This window comes from Roseovarius sp., assembly GCF_030373445.1.
Lineage (GTDB): Bacteria > Pseudomonadota > Alphaproteobacteria > Rhodobacterales > Rhodobacteraceae > Roseovarius.
The window spans coordinates 296,865-315,712 of sequence record NZ_JAUCYU010000004.1 but is presented as its reverse complement, the minus strand read 5'-3'; the positions used below and the strand labels follow the sequence as shown (position 1 = coordinate 315,712).

18 protein-coding genes and 1 other RNA gene are annotated in these 18,848 nt (G+C 64.7%); 5 read left to right on the top strand and 14 right to left on the bottom strand.

Translation table 11 applies throughout. The annotated features are described in order from the left end of the window. Nucleotides 1-12: 12 nt before the first annotated feature. From QUV18_RS09935 to QUV18_RS09925, 3 genes are all read right to left on the bottom strand, one after another. Nucleotides 13-1,095, bottom strand: a complete 1,083-nt coding sequence (locus tag QUV18_RS09935) for a microcin C ABC transporter permease YejB (RefSeq protein WP_300893723.1) — start codon at nt 1,093-1,095, stop codon at nt 13-15. 51 nt (nt 1,096-1,146) lie between these two features. Beyond that, entirely contained in the window at nt 1,147-3,087 is a 1,941-nt protein-coding gene (locus tag QUV18_RS09930; RefSeq protein WP_300893722.1) for an extracellular solute-binding protein, read from the bottom strand. A 177-nt stretch (nt 3,088-3,264) separates the two neighbouring features. Further along, entirely contained in the window at nt 3,265-4,581 is a 1,317-nt protein-coding gene (locus QUV18_RS09925; protein WP_300893721.1) for a cytochrome c family protein, read from the bottom strand. Nucleotides 4,582-4,710: 129 nt separating this feature from the next. Between QUV18_RS09925 and QUV18_RS09920 the strand changes: the two genes are divergently transcribed. Together QUV18_RS09920 and QUV18_RS09915 are read left to right on the top strand one after the other, a co-directional pair. After that, entirely contained in the window at nt 4,711-5,544 is an 834-nt protein-coding gene (locus QUV18_RS09920) for a prephenate dehydratase (protein ID WP_300893719.1), read from the top strand. Nucleotides 5,545-5,864: 320 nt separating this feature from the next. Continuing rightward, a complete protein-coding gene (locus QUV18_RS09915) occupies nt 5,865-6,614 on the top strand; it encodes a hypothetical protein (RefSeq protein WP_300893718.1) in 750 nt (249 codons plus the stop codon). A gap of 54 nt (nt 6,615-6,668) precedes the next feature. Here QUV18_RS09915 and QUV18_RS09910 read toward each other — a convergent pair whose 3' ends face one another. From QUV18_RS09910 to nudC, 3 genes are all read right to left on the bottom strand, one after another. Continuing rightward, complete coding sequence (locus tag QUV18_RS09910; RefSeq protein ID WP_300893717.1) at nt 6,669-7,589, bottom strand: PHP domain-containing protein; 921 nt, start codon at nt 7,587-7,589, stop codon at nt 6,669-6,671. 58 nt (nt 7,590-7,647) lie between these two features. After that, nucleotides 7,648-8,115, bottom strand: coding sequence for an SRPBCC family protein (locus QUV18_RS09905; protein ID WP_300893716.1), 468 nt, complete (start codon nt 8,113-8,115; stop codon nt 7,648-7,650). Between the two features lie 83 nt (nt 8,116-8,198). Continuing rightward, complete coding sequence (gene nudC, locus QUV18_RS09900; protein ID WP_300893715.1) at nt 8,199-9,170, bottom strand: NAD(+) diphosphatase; 972 nt, start codon at nt 9,168-9,170, stop codon at nt 8,199-8,201. 246 nt (nt 9,171-9,416) lie between these two features. Between nudC and QUV18_RS09895 the strand changes: the two genes are divergently transcribed. Both QUV18_RS09895 and ffs read left to right on the top strand, forming a co-directional pair. Beyond that, nucleotides 9,417-11,342: a bifunctional 2',3'-cyclic-nucleotide 2'-phosphodiesterase/3'-nucleotidase gene (locus QUV18_RS09895; RefSeq protein WP_300893713.1), complete on the top strand. Its 1,926-nt coding sequence runs from the start codon at nt 9,417-9,419 to the stop codon at nt 11,340-11,342. A 16-nt stretch (nt 11,343-11,358) separates the two neighbouring features. After that, nucleotides 11,359-11,457, top strand: an RNA gene (gene ffs, locus QUV18_RS09890) — signal recognition particle sRNA small type. A 38-nt stretch (nt 11,458-11,495) separates the two neighbouring features. Here ffs and QUV18_RS09885 read toward each other — a convergent pair. The 4 genes from QUV18_RS09885 to QUV18_RS09870 form a co-directional block, all read right to left on the bottom strand. Beyond that, the gene (locus QUV18_RS09885) at nt 11,496-12,464 is read right to left on the bottom strand and encodes a lysophospholipid acyltransferase family protein (RefSeq protein WP_300893712.1); all 969 of its coding nucleotides are present in this window, start codon (nt 12,462-12,464) and stop codon (nt 11,496-11,498) included. 64 nt (nt 12,465-12,528) lie between these two features. Continuing rightward, the gene (gene nthA, locus QUV18_RS09880) at nt 12,529-13,176 is read right to left on the bottom strand and encodes a nitrile hydratase subunit alpha (RefSeq protein ID WP_300893711.1); all 648 of its coding nucleotides are present in this window, start codon (nt 13,174-13,176) and stop codon (nt 12,529-12,531) included. A 1-nt stretch (nt 13,177) separates the two neighbouring features. Further along, the gene (locus tag QUV18_RS09875; RefSeq protein WP_300893709.1) at nt 13,178-13,441 is read right to left on the bottom strand and encodes an SH3-like domain-containing protein; all 264 of its coding nucleotides are present in this window, start codon (nt 13,439-13,441) and stop codon (nt 13,178-13,180) included. Beyond that, nucleotides 13,434-13,772 carry an SH3-like domain-containing protein gene (locus QUV18_RS09870; RefSeq protein ID WP_300893708.1) on the bottom strand — a complete coding sequence of 113 codons (339 nt, stop codon included), beginning with the start codon at nt 13,770-13,772 and terminating at the stop codon, nt 13,434-13,436. Before QUV18_RS09870 ends, QUV18_RS09875 begins: the two co-directional genes overlap by 8 nt. Nucleotides 13,773-13,875: 103 nt before the next feature. Here QUV18_RS09870 and QUV18_RS09865 point away from each other — a divergent pair, with 103 nt between their 5' ends. Further along, nucleotides 13,876-14,280, top strand: a complete 405-nt coding sequence (locus QUV18_RS09865) for a GFA family protein (RefSeq protein WP_300893707.1) — start codon at nt 13,876-13,878, stop codon at nt 14,278-14,280. A 32-nt stretch (nt 14,281-14,312) separates the two neighbouring features. Here QUV18_RS09865 and QUV18_RS09860 read toward each other — a convergent pair whose 3' ends face one another. The 4 genes from QUV18_RS09860 to acnA all read right to left on the bottom strand — a co-directional run bounded on the left by QUV18_RS09860 (nt 14,313) and on the right by acnA (nt 18,826). Further along, entirely contained in the window at nt 14,313-15,017 is a 705-nt protein-coding gene (locus tag QUV18_RS09860; RefSeq protein WP_300893705.1) for a tetratricopeptide repeat protein, read from the bottom strand. Between the two features lie 69 nt (nt 15,018-15,086). Continuing rightward, complete coding sequence (locus QUV18_RS09855) at nt 15,087-15,458, bottom strand: Imm8 family immunity protein (protein ID WP_300893704.1); 372 nt, start codon at nt 15,456-15,458, stop codon at nt 15,087-15,089. Nucleotides 15,459-15,658: 200 nt separating this feature from the next. Next, nucleotides 15,659-15,862 (bottom strand): hypothetical protein, encoded by a 204-nt coding sequence (locus tag QUV18_RS09850; protein ID WP_300893703.1) that lies wholly within the window; start codon nt 15,860-15,862, stop codon nt 15,659-15,661. A 186-nt stretch (nt 15,863-16,048) separates the two neighbouring features. After that, on the bottom strand, nt 16,049-18,826 hold the full coding sequence (gene acnA / locus QUV18_RS09845) for an aconitate hydratase AcnA (protein WP_300893702.1): 2,778 nt from the start codon (nt 18,824-18,826) through the stop codon (nt 16,049-16,051). Nucleotides 18,827-18,848 lie beyond the last annotated feature (22 nt).

Here is an 18,848-nt window from a genome sequence, read left to right as displayed (position 1 = left end):
AAATCGTCCGCATCACCCCTCCCGCGTCTCGAAATCGATCCGCGGGTCGACGAGCACGTAGCACAAGTCGCTCACGATATTCACCAGCAGCCCGATCAGCCCGAGCAGGAACAGCGTGCCGAACATCACCGGGTAATCCCGGCTCAGCGCCGCCTCGAAGCCCAGCCGCCCCAGCCCGTCGAGCGAGAAGATCGTCTCGATCAGGAGGCTGCTGCCGAAGAACACCCCGATGAACACCGCCGGGAAGCCCGCGATCACGATCAGCATCGCGTTGCGGAAGACATGGCCATACAGGACCTTGCGCTCGGAAAGCCCCTTCGCCCGTGCGGTCATCACGTAGTGTTTCTTGATCTCGTCGAGGAACGAATTCTTGGTCAGCAGCGTCAGCGTCGCGAAGGAGGCGATGGTCGTCGCAACCACCGGCAGCGTGATGTGCCACAGGTAGTCGACGATCTTGCCGAACAGGCTGAGGTCGGCGAAATTGTCCGAGGTCAGCCCCCTTAGCGGGAATATCTGCCAATAGCTCCCGCCTGCGAACAGAACCACCAGCAAAACCGCGAACAGGAAGCCGGGGATGGCGTAGGCCGCGATGATCACGCCACTGGTCCAGCTGTCGAAGCTCGACCCGTCGCGCACCGCCTTGCGGATACCCAGCGGGATCGAGATCAGATAGGCGATGAGCGTCGACCACAGCCCGAGCGAAATACTCACCGGCATCTTTTCGAGAACAAGGTCGGTCACGCTGATCGAGCGGAAATAGCTCTCGCCGAAGTCGAACCGCATGTAGTTCCACATCATGTTGACGAACCGCTCCAGCGGCGGCTTGTCCAGCCCGTACTGCGCCTCCAGCTCGTCGATGAACTCCTGCGGAAGGCCCCGGGCCCCCATGTAGCCCTCGCCCTGACTCTGCTGCAGCGTGGCGTCCTCCCCCCCGCCGGCGAAGGCGCCGAACACGTCGCCCTCGCCCTGCATCTCGGCGATGATCTGCTCGACCGGCCCGCCGGGCACGAACTGTACCAGCACGAAGTTGATCACCATGATGCCGAACAGCGTCGGGATGATCAGCAGGATCCTGCGAAGAATATAGGCGCCCACGTCAGCACGCCCTCCGGCGCGGGGTCAGTATGGCCGCAAAACGGCGTGGGGTCATTGCAGCGCCCCCGACGCCTTCAGCTCCTGGGCCTTCTCCTCGTTGAACCACCAGAAATCCAGCGTGCCCAGCGCATAGGGCGGAATTTCCTCTGGATGCTCGTACATGTCCCAGTAGGCAACCCAGTGATCGGGCTTGTAGCCATCCGGGATCACGATGAACTCGTGCCTCAGAGCCCGGTCGAGAGCACGGATCGTCACGTCCTCCTCTTCCTGGCTTTCGGTCATCAGCGATTCCTCGATGATCCGGTCCACCAGCGGGCTGGCCAGCCCGGCGGGGTTGAACAGGCTGTACTCGGCCGCTTCCGACCCAAGCCGCTGCGCAAGCCCCGTGCCGGTGCCCAGCAGCGCCGGGTAGCCATCGAAGACAAGATCGTAATCCCGATCCCGCTCTCGCAGGGAATACTGCGACGAATCGACCGACTCGAACCGCGCATCCACGCCCATCGCCTTTAGGTTCACGATGAAGTTCTCGGCGATCGCCCGGCTGGTCGCCTCGTCCGACGCGTTGAAGAGGAAATCGAGCCGCATGGTCTCGCCCTCGGCATTGCGCAGTCGGCCGCCCTCGCCCACGGTCCAGCCCGCCTCTTCGAACAGCTTCAATGCCTGCCGCAGGTTCTTGCGCGAGCTCAGCCGGTCGGGATCGGATTCATGCGGCACCCACGGCTCCTCGGTAAAGATCTCTTCGGGCACCACGTCGCCCAGCGACTTCAGGAACTCCAGTTCCTCGCCCTCGGGCAGGCCCTTGGCTTCCAGTCGCGTGCCGTCGGAATACGACCGCTGCTGCTCGTAAAGGCCGTAAAGCAGCGACTTGTTGGTCCATTCGAAATTCAGCGCCAGCGCCACCGCCTCGCGAACCCGCTTGTCCTTCAGGGGCTCCGACCCGAGGTTGAAGACGATCCCGCTCATGTTTGGCGGCATGCCATCGGGCAGCTCCTCGCGCACCACGTCGCCACGGTTCAGCGCCGGGAAGTCATAGCCACTGGCCCATTTCTTCGGGTCTGCCTCTGTCCGGTACGTCACCTCGCCCGCCTTGAACGCCTCGAAGGCGGCGGTGCTGTCGGCGAAATACTCCAGCCGGATGGTATCGAAATTGTGCCGCCCCTTGTTGATCGGCAGGTCCCAGCCCCAATAATCCGGGTTACGCTTGAGGATCACCCGGCGGTTCACGTCGATATCCTCGATCACGTAGGGCCCCGAGCCCGGCGACGTCTCCAGACGGCTTTCGTCCAGCTTCGCGCCGCTCTCCTCGAACCACTTCTTCGACCAAACCGGCACGCTGCCCACCTGGTCGATCAGCGACCGGCGCGAAATGCCGTCGGCAAAGTAGAACTTGATCGTGTGATCGTCGATCACCTCGGCCTTGGGAATGCGCTTGCGCACCGCCTCGGCATAGGATTTCAGCCCCTCGTCCAGCAACAGGTTATGGCTGAAGAGCACGTCATGCGCGGTGACCGGCGTACCGTCGGAAAACTCCGCCTCGGGGCGCATGTGGAAGATGACCCACGACTTGTCCTCGGGGTACTCGATCGTGTGCGCCAGCAGCCCGTACATCTCGTCGTAATCATCCGCCGGCAACGCCCCGCTGCCGGCCAGAACCTGCCCCAGCAGGCTTTCATACATCACCGTCGACAGAGCCGCGGCCTTGCCCTTCCGCGTGTAGGGGTTCATCGAATCGAAACTGCCCGACAGCGCCAGGGAAATCTCTCCGCCCTTGGGCGCATCCGGGTTCACGTAATCGAAATGCTCGTAGTCCTCGGGGTAGGACAGGTCGCCGAAGAACGAGTAGCCGTGACTCTTGATGATCGTCTCGTCGCCGCTCTCCTGTGCCAGCGCCGTCTGCGCCAGCAGCGCCGCGATGCAAAGCCCTGTCAAGGCCGCCACCATCGCGCGGGGGGCAAAGCGCGCAGCGCGGGCCCGGCTGTTGTATCGGATCATCTCTTTCTACCTCCTGCCGATCTGCGATCTGGCGCTTTTCTTTGCCGCAAGGCTAATCAAGGCCGCCGAGGACATTCAAGCGCTGTTACGTCTGTTTTCCCCCAATATGGGGCCTGACAAGCGAAAGGCCACCGTCCCGTCCGGGTCGGTGGCCTTCAACGCGTGTTTCTGCCGGGTTCAGTTCGCCTGGCTCTCGATATAGGCGACCACGGCGGCGCGGTCTTCCTCGTCCTTGAGACCGGCAAAGGCCATCTTGTTGCCCGGCGCCATTCCCTTGGAATCTTCCAGCCACTCGTTCAGCCGGTCCTCTGTCCACTGCCCGCCGAGCTCCTGCAGGGCCTCGGAGTAGCGGAACCCCTCGACGCTGGCGACATCGCGGCCCACGAGCCCAACAAGGTGGGGCCCGACACGGTTCTGCTCGCTTTCGACCACGTGACAGGCCTTGCACTTGCGGAAGACCTTCTCGCCATCGGCGGGATCAGCCGATGCGACCATCGCCGCGAAACCGTCGCCTTCGGCCGAAGCTTCTTCTTCCTCGGCGGCCTCGTCCGACGCGCCTTCTTCGGCGGGCTCTTCCTCGGCAGCACCCTCGTCCGCGGCGCCTTCTTCGGTAGCTTCACCCTCGGCAGTAGCCTCCTCTTCGGCGGCTTCACCCTGGGTAGCACCCTCGTCCGAAGCACCTTCCTCGGCGGCTTCACCCTCGGCAGCACCCTCGTCCGAAGCACTTTCCTCGACGGCTTCACCCTCGGCAGCGCCCTCGTCAGAAGCGCCTTCCTCGGCGGCTTCACTCTCGGCAGCGCCCTCGTCCGAAGCGCCTTCCTCGGCGGCTTCACCCTCGGCGGCGCCCTCGTCAGAAGCGCCTTCCTCGGCGGCTTCACCCTCGTCCGATGCACCCTCTTCACCCTCGGCAGAGGCCTCTTCGGTACCTTCGTCCGACGCTTCTTCCTCGGGCACTTCCATCTCGTAAGTGTCACCATCGGTCTGGTCGAGGAAGGCGATCAGGTTGGCCCGGTCCTCGATGCTGCCCAGGCCCGAGAAGCCCATCGTCGTGCCCGGCGCGTAACCGGAGGGGCTTTCAAGGAATTCGTTCAGGTTCTCCGGCGTCCACACATCGGCCACCGCGACAAGGCTTCCGGAATAGGAAAACCCGTCGGCCGTGCCCACGTCGCGGCCGACCACGCCGTGCAGGTAGGGGCCCGTCCCGTTGGCGCCTTCTTCGAGGTTGTGGCAGGCCTTGCACTTGTTGAAGACGCGCTCGCCCTTGCCGGTATCGGCCGACACGAAAAGCTCCGCGAAACTCGGGCCGGACTCGCCCTCCGAGCCGCCTTCGCTCCCCTCGCTTCCGGTGTCGATCACGTAGCCCTGCGCATGATCCTCACCATGCCCGCCGGGGCCGTGATAGATCAGTTCCGCGGCCCATTTGCCCAGAAGGAAAATCAGCAGCGCGCCGCAGAGACCGCCGACGATCTTGGTGAATGTCATCGTATCGAACATGTGCCTCGATCCCATTTATCTCTCGGGCGGTATCTATCCGCTTCCACTACGAAGGCGCAAGGTGTAGTTTGCGCGACCAAACGACCGCACCTGCCTCAGGTCGCGGTGAGGGACAGAAACGGACAAGAAATGACCAGACGCATTGCCTTTCAGGGCGAGCCGGGTGCCTATTCGCACCAGGCCTGCCACGAGACTTACCCCGAGATGGAGGCCATGCCCTGCCGCACCTTCGAGGACGCCATCGAGGCGGTCCGCACGGGCGAGGCCGACCTCGCCATGCTGCCGGTCGAGAACTCCACTTTCGGGCGCGTGGCAGACATCCACCACCTGCTTCCCGAATCCGGCCTTTTCATCGTCGCCGAGGCCTTCGTGCGTGTCCGGATCAATCTGCTCGCCATCCCCGGCACGCCGCTGTCGGAAATCACCCACGCCATGAGCCACACCATGCTGCTCGGCCAGTGCCGCGGCTTCCTGGGTGACAACAACATCCACCGCGTCACCGGCGCCGATACAGCCGGATCGGCCCGGCAGGTCGCGGAAGATGGCCAGCCCCAGGTCGCCGCCCTGGCAAGCGAGCTTGCCGGCGAGATCTACGGTCTCGATGTATTGGCCCGCGACATCGAGGACGAGGGCAACAACACCACCCGCTTCCTTGTCATGGCAAAAGAGCCCGACTGGACCCGTCGGGGCGAAGACGGGATGATGACCACCTTCGTCTTCCAGGTCCGCAATATCCCCGCAGCGCTCTACAAGGCGATGGGCGGTTTCGCCACCAACGGCGTGAACATGACCAAGCTGGAGAGCTACATGCTGGGCGGCACGTTCTTCGCCACCCAGTTCTACGCCGATATCGAGGGCCATCCGGAGGACCCGGCGGTGCAACGCGCGCTCGAAGAGCTCGATTATTTCACCTCCGAGATCACAATGCTGGGCGTCTACCCTGCCGATCCCAAGCGGCACTGACCCGGTGACGGCGTTCCGGCCTACGTAAATTCTCCGGATTAGTTTCCCTTCCCGCGCCGGAATTCCGTCGCAATTGTTCACTTTTTGCAATTACGTAGAAAAAACACCCCTTTTCAGTCGGTTGAGTTGTCTCATGCGGCAGGGCGACGCACCCGTCTTGCAAGCCACCTCACGTCGATTTGTCTCTGCATGAGTGCACAGTCACTGGTGCGGCATCGGCGTTTCACAACTTGAATGCGCACCCTACTTGATGGCCACGCAACGACGGAACAGTCCGCCGCTGAGTGAATGGAAACCAACACACCTCAAAGGAGGACGCCATGAAAAGCTTCAAATTGATCGCCATCGCGACCGCTGCCGCACTGCCCGCTCTTGCCGCCTATTCCGCGACGGGGCCGGCCCCGCTGCACAGCCTCGTTCTGAAAACCGCCCAGACGGAATACCTCGATCTGGTCGAACTGAGTGACCGTGAGCGCCAGACCGACATCGCCGAGCTTAGCGAGCGCGAGCGTCAGACCGATATCGCCGAACTCAGCGAGCGGGAACGTCAAACCGACATCGCTGAACTGAGCGAGCGGGAGCGTCAAACCGACATCGCCGAACTCAGCGAGCGGGAACGTCAAACCGATATCGCCGAACTGAGCGAGCGGGAACGTCAGACCGACATCGCCGAACTCAGCGAGCGGGAACGTCAAACCGACATCGCCGAACTGAGCGAGCGGGAACGTCAGACCGACATCGCTGAACTGAGCGAGCGGGAACGTCAGACCGACATCGCTGAACTCAGCGAGCGGGAACGCCAAACTGACATCGCTGAACTGAGCGAGCGGGAACGCCAAACCGATATCGCCGAACTCAGCGAACGCGAACGTCAAACCGATATCGCCGAACTCAGCGAGCGGGAACGTCAGACCGACATCGCCGAGCTTAGCGAGCGCGAGCGTCAAACCGATATCGCCGAACTCAGCGAGCGGGAACGCCAAACCGACATCGCCGAACTCAGCGAGCGTGAGCGTCAGATCGACATCGCCGAACTCAGCGACGAAGAGCGTAAGCCCGGCATCGCGTAAGGCTTCAGGCCTGTCCGGCCCCGGCCCAGCGGCCGGGGCCGCAATTCTGCCCCGTCAGTCCTTCCATACCGGGTTCGACCAGGCCGCGCGCCCCGCGGCGTCCAGCACGGTAACCCGCACCCAGTCGCCACCGGAAAACTTCGCCAGCTTGATCCGCGCCCCGGTCAGCGACCTCCCGGTCTCGCAAAGCGCCGCGCTGCCATGGCCCTGGACGACCACACGTTCCACGGCCGAACATTCCACCACGACGTCCTTGCCCTCGATACGCACATCGCGCAGTTCCGGGCCCTGCGTGGCATAGAAATGTCCCGCCTTCAGCGCCGCCAGCAACGGCTCCGGCGCGTTCTCCTCTGCCTTCACCATCACCCAGCCGCCGAACGCATCCGGAGACGCGAAATGCGCGTCATCCGTTGCAATCGCGGTCAGCCGCCGGCCCGCCGACAGCATCAGGTCGGCCATGTGCCAGCCGTCGCCCCGGCCGGCCTCGACCGCACAGCCGTGGTTGTAGATCTCCACCGCGTGCGCCGCCTCGATCGACATCGCGTCCTCGAAATGCATACCACTCCATTGCGGATGCGCCACCGTGACGAACGCTCCGGCCTCCCTTGCCCGCGCCGCAAGCGCCGGCCCGCTCTCCTGCCCTTCGACGGGGCCGAAATGCGGCGCGTTGGCCTCCGCGAAATCCGCGGGCAGTCCGACCGCGAGAATATGCCAGATCTCCCCGTTCCGCATCGCCCCTGAATGCAGCTCGGCGCCAAGGATCGTGGTGAACCCCTCGCCCCGGAATGGCACGGTATCTGCGACCGGATAACCATAAAGCCCGATGAAATGGTCGGTCAGCGCGATGAAATCATACCCTTCCGCCCGGTAGCGGCGGCACACCTCTTCCGGCGCCAGCCGTCCGTCGGACAGGGTCGAATGGGTGTGCAGGTTACCGCGAAAGAACCGCCCCGGCGCGGTAAAGGCTGTCTGCATGGCCGGCCTCCCTTGTCGTCCTTGGCCTACAATTCCCTTGTAACCGTTTTCCGACCGTTCACGCGGTCTGCTTGTACCGCCGCTCGATTTCTTTCGAATAGGCAGCCATCCGTTCATTCAGCCGGTTCATCAGGCTTTTCTTCGCCAGCTTAAGCGACTGCACCAGCAGCTTGGCGGTCAGGTTCTTCGGTTCAAGCTCCACGTCCATCGTCACCCGCGTTCGGGTGCGCGACAGGGCCACCAGCTCCGCCGTCATCTTGCCTCCCAGACCGGCCGAGCGCGACGCCATCACCAGCCCGTTCGGCGGATCGTACTCGGTCAGCTCCAGCTTGATCTCGCGAGTCTTGCCCCGCAGCTCGAACGCGGCGTCCCACATCATGCCCGTGCCCTTTTGGGTCAGCTTGTCGACCCGCTGCACTTCGGCCCCGCGTCGCATCGCCGCGCGCTCGATCGCCTTGAAATCCGTCATCTGCTCGAAAACGAACTCGATCGGTGCCTCTATGTCTTCCCTGGTTCCGAATTTCATGCCTGTTCCTCGTTGCGTCCGTCAGCCCTGCCCCGGCGTGTGTTAGCACATTTTCCGCCCCCCGCCACGCCCTGCTTGTCTCGTCAGTCCAGCGTATCTGCAAGCCAGTTCCGCAACAGGAAATGGGCGATTGCCCCCTTGCGTGCGGGCAGGATTCCCGGGTTCTGCCCGGCGAAGGCATCCATCACTTCCTCCTTGCTGACCCAGATCGCATCGTCGATCTCCTGCGGATCGATCCGGATATCGTCGGTCAGCGCCTCACCCCGACAGCCGAACATCAGCGAGCTGGGAAAAGCCCAGGGCTGGCTCGACAGGTACTCCACCCGCCCCACACGGATACGCGACTCTTCGAACACCTCTCGCCTGACGGCCGCCTCGATGGTCTCGCCCGGCTCCACGAACCCGGCAAGACAGGAATACATCCCTTCCGGCCAGCCCGGCGACCGGCCCAGAAGCGTGCGGTTGCCCCGGGTGATCAGCATGATCACCACCGGGTCGGTCCTCGGGAAATGCTGACCGCCGCAGGCATCACAGGACCTCTGCCAGCCCGACAGGATCATCCGGCTCTCGGCGCCACAGCGGGCACAGAACCTGTGGCTCACGTGCCAGCCCGCAATCGCCTTGGCGGTCGAGGCCAGCTCCGCATCCCGCGGGCTCAGCCGCGTCATCATGCGCCGCAGTTCGGCAAAGGCGCTGTCCCCGGGCAGGTCGGGGTGCTGCTGCAGGCTGGTATCGAGAAACCGGTTGATCTCCGCCTCGTCCAGCGCCTCGGGTTCCCAACTTGAAATATCCTGCGCCATCACCAGCCGCCCGCTCTCCTCGCGGCCCAGAAGCACCGGATGCATCGTCGCGCTCGCCAACACCGGGTGATCGGCGGGCAGCCGCACCAGCCGGTCCAGCTCCGGCGCCTCCACCAGCAGTTTGCCGCGCCACAGGAGCACCACGTCCACCGCGCCCTCGGTCAGCCGCAATGCCAACGCGTTCTCGTCACCGCGCAGCTCTGCCGCCCGGTCCAGCCCTGATCCTCCGAATGTCACCGTTTCGGCGTGCTTCATGCCAACTCCTTTTTCCTTCGGGTGCCACGTTCAACGCAGGCAGGCAAGAGAGCGCCGCTTACCCCTGCAGAAACGGGCGATCTTCCCGCGCCCGCGGCGCGTTTTGAAACAGTCCGTTCACGGTAAGCGATTTTCACTATGCGTGTTTACAATCTAAAAGTGCCGATCTACCCTGATGCCCCGTCCCGCGACGGACCCGGCCCAAGAGATACAATAACAAGTTGCAATTTAAATGATTGTTCGGGGATGAAAGAGCCCGCCACACTTCAGCCGGCCCAGACCGTTCAACAGCCTTTCGGGCCCTTTCACCTGCGCCTGCTCGCTACCTCGGACATCCACGGCGCCATATTGCCCTACGATTATGCCGCCGACCGGCCCGACAGCGGCTACAGCCTCGCCTGCGTTGCCAGCATCGTCGACATCGCCCGCGCCGAAGCGCCCGGCGCCTGCCTGCTGATCGACAACGGCGATTTCCTCCAGGGCAGCCCGCTCAGCGACCTGTACGATCCGGTTTCGGGCGCCCCGCACCCGGTCATCGCGGCGATGAACCGGCTGGGTTACGACGCGGCCAATCTCGGCAACCACGAGTTCAATTTCGGCCTGCCGGCGCTCCGGACGGCGGTGGAACAGGCCGACTTCCCGGTCCTCAGTGCGAACACCCTCACCCGTAAAGGCACCATGCCCGGCGAGGATGAAACCCTCCTGCCCCCGAGCACCATCGTCACCCGCGCCTTCACCGACGCGGCGGGCGAAACCCGTACGCTCAATATCGGCCTGATCGGCCTCTTGCCACCGCAGATCACTCTCTGGGACAGGTTTCACCTCGGCGGCGAGGTCACCGCCCGCGACATGGTCGAGACCGCCACTCATCACGTGCCGGCCCTGCGGGCACAAGGCGCCGATATCGTGATCCTGCTCGCCCATACTGGCATCGACACCGGTGCGGCGGGGCCGGACATGGAAAACGCCGCCCTGACGCTGGCCCGACTGGCCGGGGCAGATGCCATCGTCGCTGGCCACAGCCACGAGCTGTTTCCCCATGGCGACATGCCGCCCGACGGTGGCGAGGCCGATCATCTGGGTGGCACCTTCTCGGGAACGCCCGCCGTGCTGCCGGGCTATCGCGGCTCGCATCTCGGGCAGATCGACCTCGACCTTACCCATGATGCGGACGGCTGGACGGTCACTGGCCATCGCGCCCGGCTTCACCCGGTCACAAACGACAGCACCCCGGCCCACCCCGACATTGCCGAAACCGTCCACCACAGCCACGCCGCCACCCTGGCCCGGATGCGCGCACCCCTCGGCCACTCCGCCCGCGCCATCCACAGCTACCTTTCGCTTTATCGCGCCGACCTGCCGGTGCGCCTCGTGGCGGAGGCCAAGCGCCGCGCAGTCCGGGACGCCCTCACCGGTACCGCGCTCGACGGCGTGCCCGTGCTCGCCGCCACCGCGCCGTTCAACACCGGCGGCCGCGCCGGGCCCCGCGCCTATACAGACATCCCCGCGGGTGATCTCACCCTGCGCAACGCCGCCGACCTGCAACCCTTTCCCAACTCGCTCTGCGCGCTCCGCTTCACCGGGGCCGAAGTAAAGGACTGGCTCGAACGCGCCGCGTCCTGTTTTCACCGGGTCACGCCGGGCCTACCGGACCAGCCGCTCTGGAACCACGCCTTTCCCGGTCACGCCGCCGACACCATCGCCGGCCTCACCTACCGGATCGACCTCTCCGAACGGCCCCTCTACGACGACAGCGGCCTGCCCCTGCCCGGCCCCGCCGGACCGGGCCGCATCCGCGACCTCGCCCATGACGGCATGCCCGTCAGCCCGGGCGACACGTTCATCGTCGCGGTCAACAATTACCGCGCCTTCGGCGGCGGCCCGTACCCGGTGCTGCCCGAAAACCGACTGGTCCATTCCAGCCGCACCTCGGTGCGCGACCTACTTGCCGATTTCTTCCGCGCCGGCGGGCATCACGACCTCGCCCCGGAACCGCCCTGGCGTTTCCTTCCCCTGCCCGACACCTCCGTGCTGATATGGTCCGGCCCCGGCCTGCGCGACCATCCAGGCGACATCGCGGCCCACGACCTCACGGATCTCGGCCTGTCGCCGGAGGGCTTTCTCTGCCTGCGCATGCCGCTCGACACGGTGCCTTGCGAATCCGCGATGTAACCCCTATGTAACGCCTCGAGAGGTTGGCGCGGGCAAGCGCCTCGCCAACCCGGTCAGGTCCGGAAGGAAGCAGCCGTAACGAGCCCCGCTTGGGTCGTTGTCCAGCCTCTCACCCTCATCCCTGCATTAAGCGACGTGAACCGCCCCTCCCCCTCAGGAGATCGGCGCCTTCGGGTCTTCCGCCAGCTTGCGCTCCAGCGCCTCCAGCTCCTTCGCGCGCATCTCGCCTACCGCGTTCGCGCCATCCTTCCAGCGGCGGTGAATCCAGAACCACTGCTCCATGTTCGCGCGCACGACGGCCTCGAGCCGGCGGTTGAACTCGCGGGTCATTGTCAACGGATCGGAATGCGGGATCGGCGCTTCGAAAGTCATTCGGAAATCAAGCCCGTTGGGCTCCCGCAGCGCCCAGAGCGGCACCAGCGGTGCGTCGTATTTCAACGCCAGCTCAGCCGCCGAAAGCGAGGTCAGCGCCGGGTGCCCGAAGAACTCCAGTGGCAGGCCGTCATGGGTATTCAGATCGTTCATGATCGACACGACGCCCCCCTTGCGCAAATGCCGGACCATCTGCACCAGCCCCTGGCGGCTCTGTTCGATCACCGGCTGGCTGATCCGCTCCATCGCCTCGGCGTAATGCGCATTAAACGGGCGGTTCGACATTGGCCGGTAGAAGCTGGCGCTTTCGATCCCGTTGGCGGCGATCCCCGTGCGCGCGGCGTTGAAACTGCCGATATGGGCCGAGATGATGATGCCGGGGCGGCCTTCGTCACGGGCATCCTGCAACACCTTCAGACCGGGGCCGGTGATCGGCATCCGCTCTCGGACACGCGGGGCGAACTCGGGCGAATACAGCTCGACCATGTTGCGCCCGGCATTGTCGGTCACACCCCGGGTGATCCGCTCGACCTCTTGCTTGGAAAGCTCCGGACAGGTCAGAGCAAGATTGTCCCGCACGCGTTGCGAGTATCCCGCCAGCGGCGCAAGGATGCGCGAGGTGAACCAGCCCGCGAACGGCACGCGCCAGCGATAGGGCAGCAGCCGCGACAGCCGCACCGGCAGGAACAGAAGCTGTCCGGTCAACCGTTCCGAGAACGGGATCGTGTCCTTTGGGGCCGTGTCGGTCATCCGGGTTCTTCGTCTTGCTTGGGTCCGCGTCACATACGCCGCACGCCGCCCGCGGGCAAGCCCGTCAGGGCCTTCGGGGCAGGCCCGTGCCGATCATCGAATCACGGGTCACGAGCGCGGCAAGCTGCTCCTCGCTCATTCCCTCGGTCCCTGCGGGCCGGGCGGGCAGCACGATATAGCGCATGTCAGCGGTGCTGTCATGCACCCGGACCTGCACGTCGTCGGGCAACTCCAGCCCGAATTCCCGAAGCACCGCCCGCGGCTCGATCACCGCACGCGACCGGTAGGCGCGCGTCTTGTACCAGTCGGGCGGCAGGCCCAGCAGGTTTCGCGGATAGCACGAGCAAAGGGTGCAGACGATCAGGTTATGGGTCGTATCGGTATTCTCCACTGCAATCAGGTGCAGCGGCCCGATGTCGAACCCCATCTCCCGGCTGGCAGCCGAGGCATCCTGCAACAGCCGCTCCTTGAAATCCGGGTCGGTCCACGCCCGCGCCACCACCGCGGCGCCATTGGCCGGGCTGCGCGCATCCATCGCGTCGATCTGGCGGGCGATCTCTTCGGATGACACAAGCCCCTTCTCGATCAGCAACTCCCGCACCGCGATCTCCATCCGCTGCCAGTAGGTCAGCGCAGCATCGTTGTCTTCGCGGTACGGATGGCCCGAAGGGCTCATCCCCTCGTGCGAATGGGAAGGGTGATCATGCGGCATCTCAGAGCCTTTCCAGCCAGTGGCCATATATCTCGGCGTCGATCGTGTCGGTCGGACGCTCGGCGGCCTCCCCCCAGATCTCGGCCATGGTGAACCGGACGCGGTAGAGCGGCTGCTTTTCGGCCTCCAGCCCGTAAGCCAGTTGCTCAGGATTGGCGAACCGGCCCAACTCCCGCTCGATCTCGCCGGTCTTGCCGCGCAGGTAGGCGGGGGCGCGCACATGGCCCGGCGGCATCATCGACCTGACCCGCACCCGCTCAGCCATCCTGTGCCTCTCCATAGGTGGGGCCGCGGCCGGCCACCTCCTCCATCTTCTCGCCAAGCTCCTGCACCGTGTAAGCGCCAGCCTCGAGCAGGTTCTGGTTGGTCGCGGCGATCCAGCGCTCGTAATAGCTCATGGTCTCGAACGCGTCCTCGCCCATGTCCTCCAGCGCGCGGCGCAGCCCGTCGACGCTGAACAGGCCCTTCTGCCCGCACAGAACCATCAGCGCATCGACGCGCTTTTCCCAAAGGGCGAAATCGTGCTGGTCGAAGGAAAGCGGCCCGGCCTCTTTCCCGCCCATGTCGTGCCAGCGGCGTCCGTCGGTGTTGCTCATGGACCGGAGCGTATGCAGGCAAGCAGCCCTTGTCCATCTTGATCGTGGCCCCGCTTCGCAGCACAGTTTCCTCGCCAGACAGACCTTGCGAAGGAGGCCGGCCATGCTCAGCGGCGGATGCCAGTGCGGCGCGATACGATACGAGGTGCGATCGGCCCCGGTGGGCCTGTACGTCTGCCACTGCACGGAATGCCGGAAACAGTCGGCCTCGGCCTTCGGCATATCGGTGATCGTCCCGGCCGAGGCGCTGGCCCTCACGCAGGGCACCCCCTCCACCTGGTCCCGCGCCACGGACCGCGGCACCGGGCTTGACTGCTTTTTCTGCCCCGCCTGCGGCAGCCGGTTGTGGCACGTGCCGAACCCGGCCAAGGGAACCCTCTCAGTCAAGGGGGGCTCGCTTGATGCCCCGGTCGACCTCGGTGAGGCGGTGCACATCTGGACCGCAAGCCGCCAGCCCGGCGTGACCATCCCCTCCGGCGCGCGGAGTTTTCCGGGAGAGCCTGAATAGGGGCTATCGCCCCAGAGCCCGTGCGAAGCGTTTCAGTCGGTGAGCCGGAGAAACTCGAGCAGATCGGCATCTCCCGGGGTGTCCGCCAGGCGCTCTCGTGCCAGCTCGCGCCCGCCCGAAGTATCGCCCGCCAGATGCATCGCCCAAGCGAGTTCGGTCCAGTTTCGTGTCTCCTCCGGCGCGAGGGACAAAAGCTTTCTGGCCAGTGGCAATGCGCGGTGGCCATTGCCCAGCATGTTATGGGCTCGCGTGGTGAAGTAGAGCGCGTCGGTGTTGTCTGGGTCGCGCAGCACGGCCTGTTCGCAATCCGACACCGCACGGTCGAACCGGTTGCGATCCTGCCGGACCACGCAGCGCGACAGCCAGCCCTGCCAATGGTCGTCGGTTTCCAGGATCCTGGTATAGAGCGCTTCGGCTTCTTCGTAGCGCTGCATGGTGCGGTAAGTCCATGCGAGCATTCGCATGTGGGGCGTGACCGGGTCGAGGCGGATGGCGGTCTCGAGGTCGTCCGCGCTTAGTGCAAGTTGGCCGAGTTCGCGGTGGGCGACGCCGCGGTTGGCATACGCCTCGGCCAGCCACGCGCCTTCGAGCGTGTCCGAGGCGATGGCCGCCGTGCAGTGCGGAATCGCAATCCGGGGGTCGGTATTCGGGTCGGTTTCGAAACAGGTGAGGGGGCCCTCGGCTTGGGCGGCGAAGGGGATGAATGTCAGCAGGAGCGGGAGGAGGCGGTTGGGCATCTGAGTGGGGCGCTTCGGGTTTGGGGGCCGGATGGGTGAAGGCGGGTGGGTTCGCGCCCACCCCAAGGATCAGGGAACGCGGGGTTCTCCCAAGGAATAGTTATAGTCTTCGTATTCCCAGAGGAGGTAGCGGCTCAGACGCTCGGTGAACGCGGGCCAGCTGTGCGAGCGCCGGAATTGGTAGACGAGTGCCTCAAGCGTTTTCTGGACGTGGCCGGGGGTTATGGTCTCGACGATCAGCATGCCGCGCGGCCAGAGGCCCGAGCCGTTGGGCACCTGGGTGGCGATCCAGGCGGGGTTGCAGACGATGAGTTGGAAATTGTCCGCCGCGTCATTGCCACGCTCGCCTATGGACGCGGTCATGGCCAGCATCGCGGGGGTGCCATCGTTGGGCGGGAAATCGTCGGACCAGTCCAACGATTTCACTTCGGGGTCGACCATAGTATGACGGTCCTCTGCCGTGGCGTTGCAGGAACGTATCACGGGCAGGGAGGGGCACAATAATAGTTTGCCGGGGGGAGCAGGACCATTTGTGCATTGTTTGGTAGGGAGGTGGGTTTGCACCCACCCTACGGGGGCGCATGGTTCCTGCCGCGCGGGGCGCGGTTTTCTGCGTGCATTTGGGCCGTAAGCGGCGAGGGTCAGAAGAGGTCGGCCCCATCATCCTGCGCCGGCGGAGGGGTGCCCGGCGCGGGCAGAAGAATGATGGCATCGACGAAGTCGCCGACGGATGCGCCTTGCGTGTCACCGGCGACGCCGATTGCGGAGAGGGCCTCGAAGAGTTCCTCCTGATCGACGCGGAGGTCGGTGGGGCTCAGCGGGTGGAAAATGAAGCTGTCGGACATGGTATTCCCCTCTGTCTCGGTTCAGTCATGGGGGGCAGTATATCACAGAGTGGCCGAAAAGAGGGGGTGCGGGTGTGGTGTGGCGTTTTCCGAAGAAAACTATCCGGAACTTCCTGAAAAATCCGGGGCCGGACGAAGAAAGGGCGGGGAAACTCCCCGCCCTTTCTGTTTGGTCTGTCGCCCGGCTTATGCCGACTTGGCGAGGTTGCGGAGCACGTAGTGCAGCACGCCGCCGTGTTCGACATATTCGATCTCGATCGCCGTATCGATCCGGCTTTTCAGTGTGATCTCTTTCGTCGAGCCATCGGCATAGGTGATGGTGCAGGGCACCTCGGCCTGCGGCTTGATGTCGCCTTCGAGACCGGTGATGTCGAAGGTTTCCTCGCCCGTCAGCTTGAGCGACGAGCGGGTGTCGCCGCCGGTGAACTCGAACGGGATGACGCCCATGCCGACGAGGTTCGAGCGGTGGATCCGCTCGAAGCTTTCGGCGATCACGGCCTTGACGCCCAGCAGATTGGTGCCCTTGGCCGCCCAGTCGCGTGAGGAGCCGGCGCCGTATTGCTCGCCGCCCACCACGACCAGCGGCACGCCCTGGTCCTGGAACGCCATCGCCGCCTCGAAGATCGAGGTCTGCTTGCCGTCGGGGCCCTTGGTATAACCGCCCTCGACGCCGTCCAGCATCTCGTTCTTGATGCGGATGTTGGCGAAGGTGCCGCGCATCATCACCTCGTGGTTGCCCCGGCGCGAGCCGTAGGAGTTGAACTCCCGCACCGGCACCTGGCGTTCGACAAGGTACTGCCCGGCGGGCGTGCTTTCCTTGAAGGAGCCGGCGGGTGAGATGTGGTCAGTCGTCACCATGTCACCCAGAAGCGCCAGCATCCGCGCCCCCTTGATGTCGGAGATCGTGCCGGGATCCTTCGACATGCCCTGGAAGTAGGGCGGGTTCTGAACATAGGTCGATTGCGGCGGCCAGTCATAGGTTTCGCCTTCGGAGGTCTCGACCTCCTGCCACTTCTCGTCGCCTTCGAACACCTCGCCGTATTTCTCGATGAACGACTCGCGCTTCACGGTCTTCTGCACGAGATCGGCAATCTCCTTCTGGCTCGGCCAGATGTCCTTGAGGTAGACGTCGTTGCCGTCCTTGTCCTGCCCCAGCGGCTCGCGGGTGATGTCGACATTCATGTCCCCCACCAGCGAATAGGCCACCACCAGCGGCGGCGAGGCCAGGTAGTTGGCACGCACGTCCGGGCTGATCCGCCCCTCGAAGTTGCGGTTGCCCGACAGGACCGACACGCCGATCAGGTCGTTGTCGTTGATGCATTTCGAGATTTCCGGCGCCAGCGGGCCGGAGTTGCCGATGCAGGTGGTGCAGCCATAGCCGACGAGGTTGAAGCCGATGGCATCGAGATCGTCCTGAAGCTCGGCCGCCTCGAGATACTCGGTCACCACCTTCGAGCCGGGCGCCAGCGAGGTTTTGACCCACGGCTTCCGGTTCAGCCCCAGCTCGCGCGCCTTGCGGGCGACGAGGCCGGCGCCGATCATCACGTAGGGGTTCGAGGTGTTGGTGCAGGACGTGATCGAGGCGATCACGATCGAGCCGTCATGCATCTGGTACTTGTTGTCGTCGGTCGAGACGAAGCCGCGGGCATGGTGGCCCTGGTCGCCGGGGATGTCGACGGGCTCGGGCGCGCCGCCTTCGGCCTCCCAGCGGGCCTCGGACTTGCCGTTGATGTCGCGGCCTTCACGGAAGTTCTTGACGTAGGCGTGGAATTCGGTCGCCGCGGCGTCGAGGTTGATGTGATCCTGCGGGCGTTTGGGGCCCGAGATGGCCGGCACGACGGTGCCCATGTCGAGCTTGAGCGTATCGGTATAGACCGGGTCGTAATCGGGCCCGCGCCAGAAGCCGTTCTCCTTGGCATAGGCTTCGACCAGCGCGATGCGGTCCTTGTCGCGGCCGGTGAGTTCGAGATAGCGCAGGGTCTCGTCATCGATCGGGAAGAAGCCGCAGGTGGCGCCGTATTCGGGGGCCATGTTGGCGATGGTCGCCCGGTCGGCCAGCGGCAGGTTGTCGAGACCGTCGCCGTAGAACTCGACGAACTTGCCCACAACGCCCTTCTCGCGCAGCATCTCCACCACTTTCAGCACGAGGTCGGTGCCGGTAGTGCCTTCGACCATCTTGCCGGTCAGCTCGAAGCCCACGACCTCGGGGATCAGCATGGAAATCGGCTGGCCGAGCATCGCGGCCTCCGCCTCGATCCCGCCGACGCCCCAGCCGAGGACGGCCACGCCGTTGATCATCGTGGTGTGGCTGTCGGTGCCCACCAGCGTATCGGGATAGGCCACCATCTCGCCATTCTGGTCCTCGTCGGTCCAGACGGTCTGGGCGAGGTATTCGAGGTTCACCTGGTGGCAGATGCCGGTGCCCGGCGGCACCACGCGGAAGTTGTTGAACGCGCCCTGGCCCCACTTGAGGAACTGGTAGCGTTCCATGTTCCGCTCGTACTCGCGGTCCACGTTCATCTGGAAGGCGCGCGGGTTGCCGAACTCGTCGATCATGACCGAATGGTCGATGACAAGGTCGACGGGGTTCAGCGGGTTGATCTGCTGCGCGTCGCCGCCCAGCGCCACGATGCCGTCACGCATGGCGGCGAGGTCGACCACGGCCGGCACGCCGGTGAAATCCTGCATCAGGACGCGGGCCGGGCGATAGGCCAGCTCGCGGTTCGCCTTGCCGCCATTGTCGGCCCAGTCCGAGAAGGCCTTAATGTCGTCTGTGGTGACGGTCTTGCCGTCCTCGAACCGCAGCATGTTCTCCAGCACCACCTTGAGCGCGGCAGGCAGGCGCGAGAAATCGCCCAGGCCGGCTTTCTCGGCGGCAGCGATGGAGTAATAGGAAACGGTCTGTCCGGCGACGCTGAGCGTCTTCCGTGTCTTCGAGGTATCCTGGCCGACTGTGATGGGCATGCGGGCATCCTTTCGCGATGAG

Excerpts from the sequence above, each read along its gene's own strand:
- QUV18_RS09930 (WP_300893722.1), bottom strand. The coding sequence starts at position 3,087 with ATGATCCGATACAACAGCCGGGCCCGCGCTGCGCGCTTTGCCCCCCGC.
- QUV18_RS09925 (WP_300893721.1), bottom strand. The coding sequence starts at position 4,581 with ATGTTCGATACGATGACATTCACCAAGATCGTCGGCGGTCTCTGCGGC.
- QUV18_RS09920 (WP_300893719.1), top strand. The coding sequence starts at position 4,711 with ATGACCAGACGCATTGCCTTTCAGGGCGAGCCGGGTGCCTATTCGCAC.
- QUV18_RS09915 (WP_300893718.1), top strand. The coding sequence starts at position 5,865 with ATGAAAAGCTTCAAATTGATCGCCATCGCGACCGCTGCCGCACTGCCC.
- QUV18_RS09910 (WP_300893717.1), bottom strand. The coding sequence starts at position 7,589 with ATGCAGACAGCCTTTACCGCGCCGGGGCGGTTCTTTCGCGGTAACCTG.
- QUV18_RS09905 (WP_300893716.1), bottom strand. The coding sequence starts at position 8,115 with ATGAAATTCGGAACCAGGGAAGACATAGAGGCACCGATCGAGTTCGTT.
- nudC (WP_300893715.1), bottom strand. The coding sequence starts at position 9,170 with ATGAAGCACGCCGAAACGGTGACATTCGGAGGATCAGGGCTGGACCGG.
- QUV18_RS09895 (WP_300893713.1), top strand. The coding sequence starts at position 9,417 with ATGAAAGAGCCCGCCACACTTCAGCCGGCCCAGACCGTTCAACAGCCT.
- QUV18_RS09885 (WP_300893712.1), bottom strand. The coding sequence starts at position 12,464 with ATGACCGACACGGCCCCAAAGGACACGATCCCGTTCTCGGAACGGTTG.
- nthA (WP_300893711.1), bottom strand. The coding sequence starts at position 13,176 with ATGCCGCATGATCACCCTTCCCATTCGCACGAGGGGATGAGCCCTTCG.
- QUV18_RS09875 (WP_300893709.1), bottom strand. The coding sequence starts at position 13,441 with ATGGCTGAGCGGGTGCGGGTCAGGTCGATGATGCCGCCGGGCCATGTG.
- QUV18_RS09870 (WP_300893708.1), bottom strand. The coding sequence starts at position 13,772 with ATGAGCAACACCGACGGACGCCGCTGGCACGACATGGGCGGGAAAGAG.
- QUV18_RS09865 (WP_300893707.1), top strand. The coding sequence starts at position 13,876 with ATGCTCAGCGGCGGATGCCAGTGCGGCGCGATACGATACGAGGTGCGA.
- QUV18_RS09860 (WP_300893705.1), bottom strand. The coding sequence starts at position 15,017 with ATGCCCAACCGCCTCCTCCCGCTCCTGCTGACATTCATCCCCTTCGCC.
- QUV18_RS09855 (WP_300893704.1), bottom strand. The coding sequence starts at position 15,458 with ATGGTCGACCCCGAAGTGAAATCGTTGGACTGGTCCGACGATTTCCCG.
- QUV18_RS09850 (WP_300893703.1), bottom strand. The coding sequence starts at position 15,862 with ATGTCCGACAGCTTCATTTTCCACCCGCTGAGCCCCACCGACCTCCGC.
- acnA (WP_300893702.1), bottom strand. The coding sequence starts at position 18,826 with ATGCCCATCACAGTCGGCCAGGATACCTCGAAGACACGGAAGACGCTC.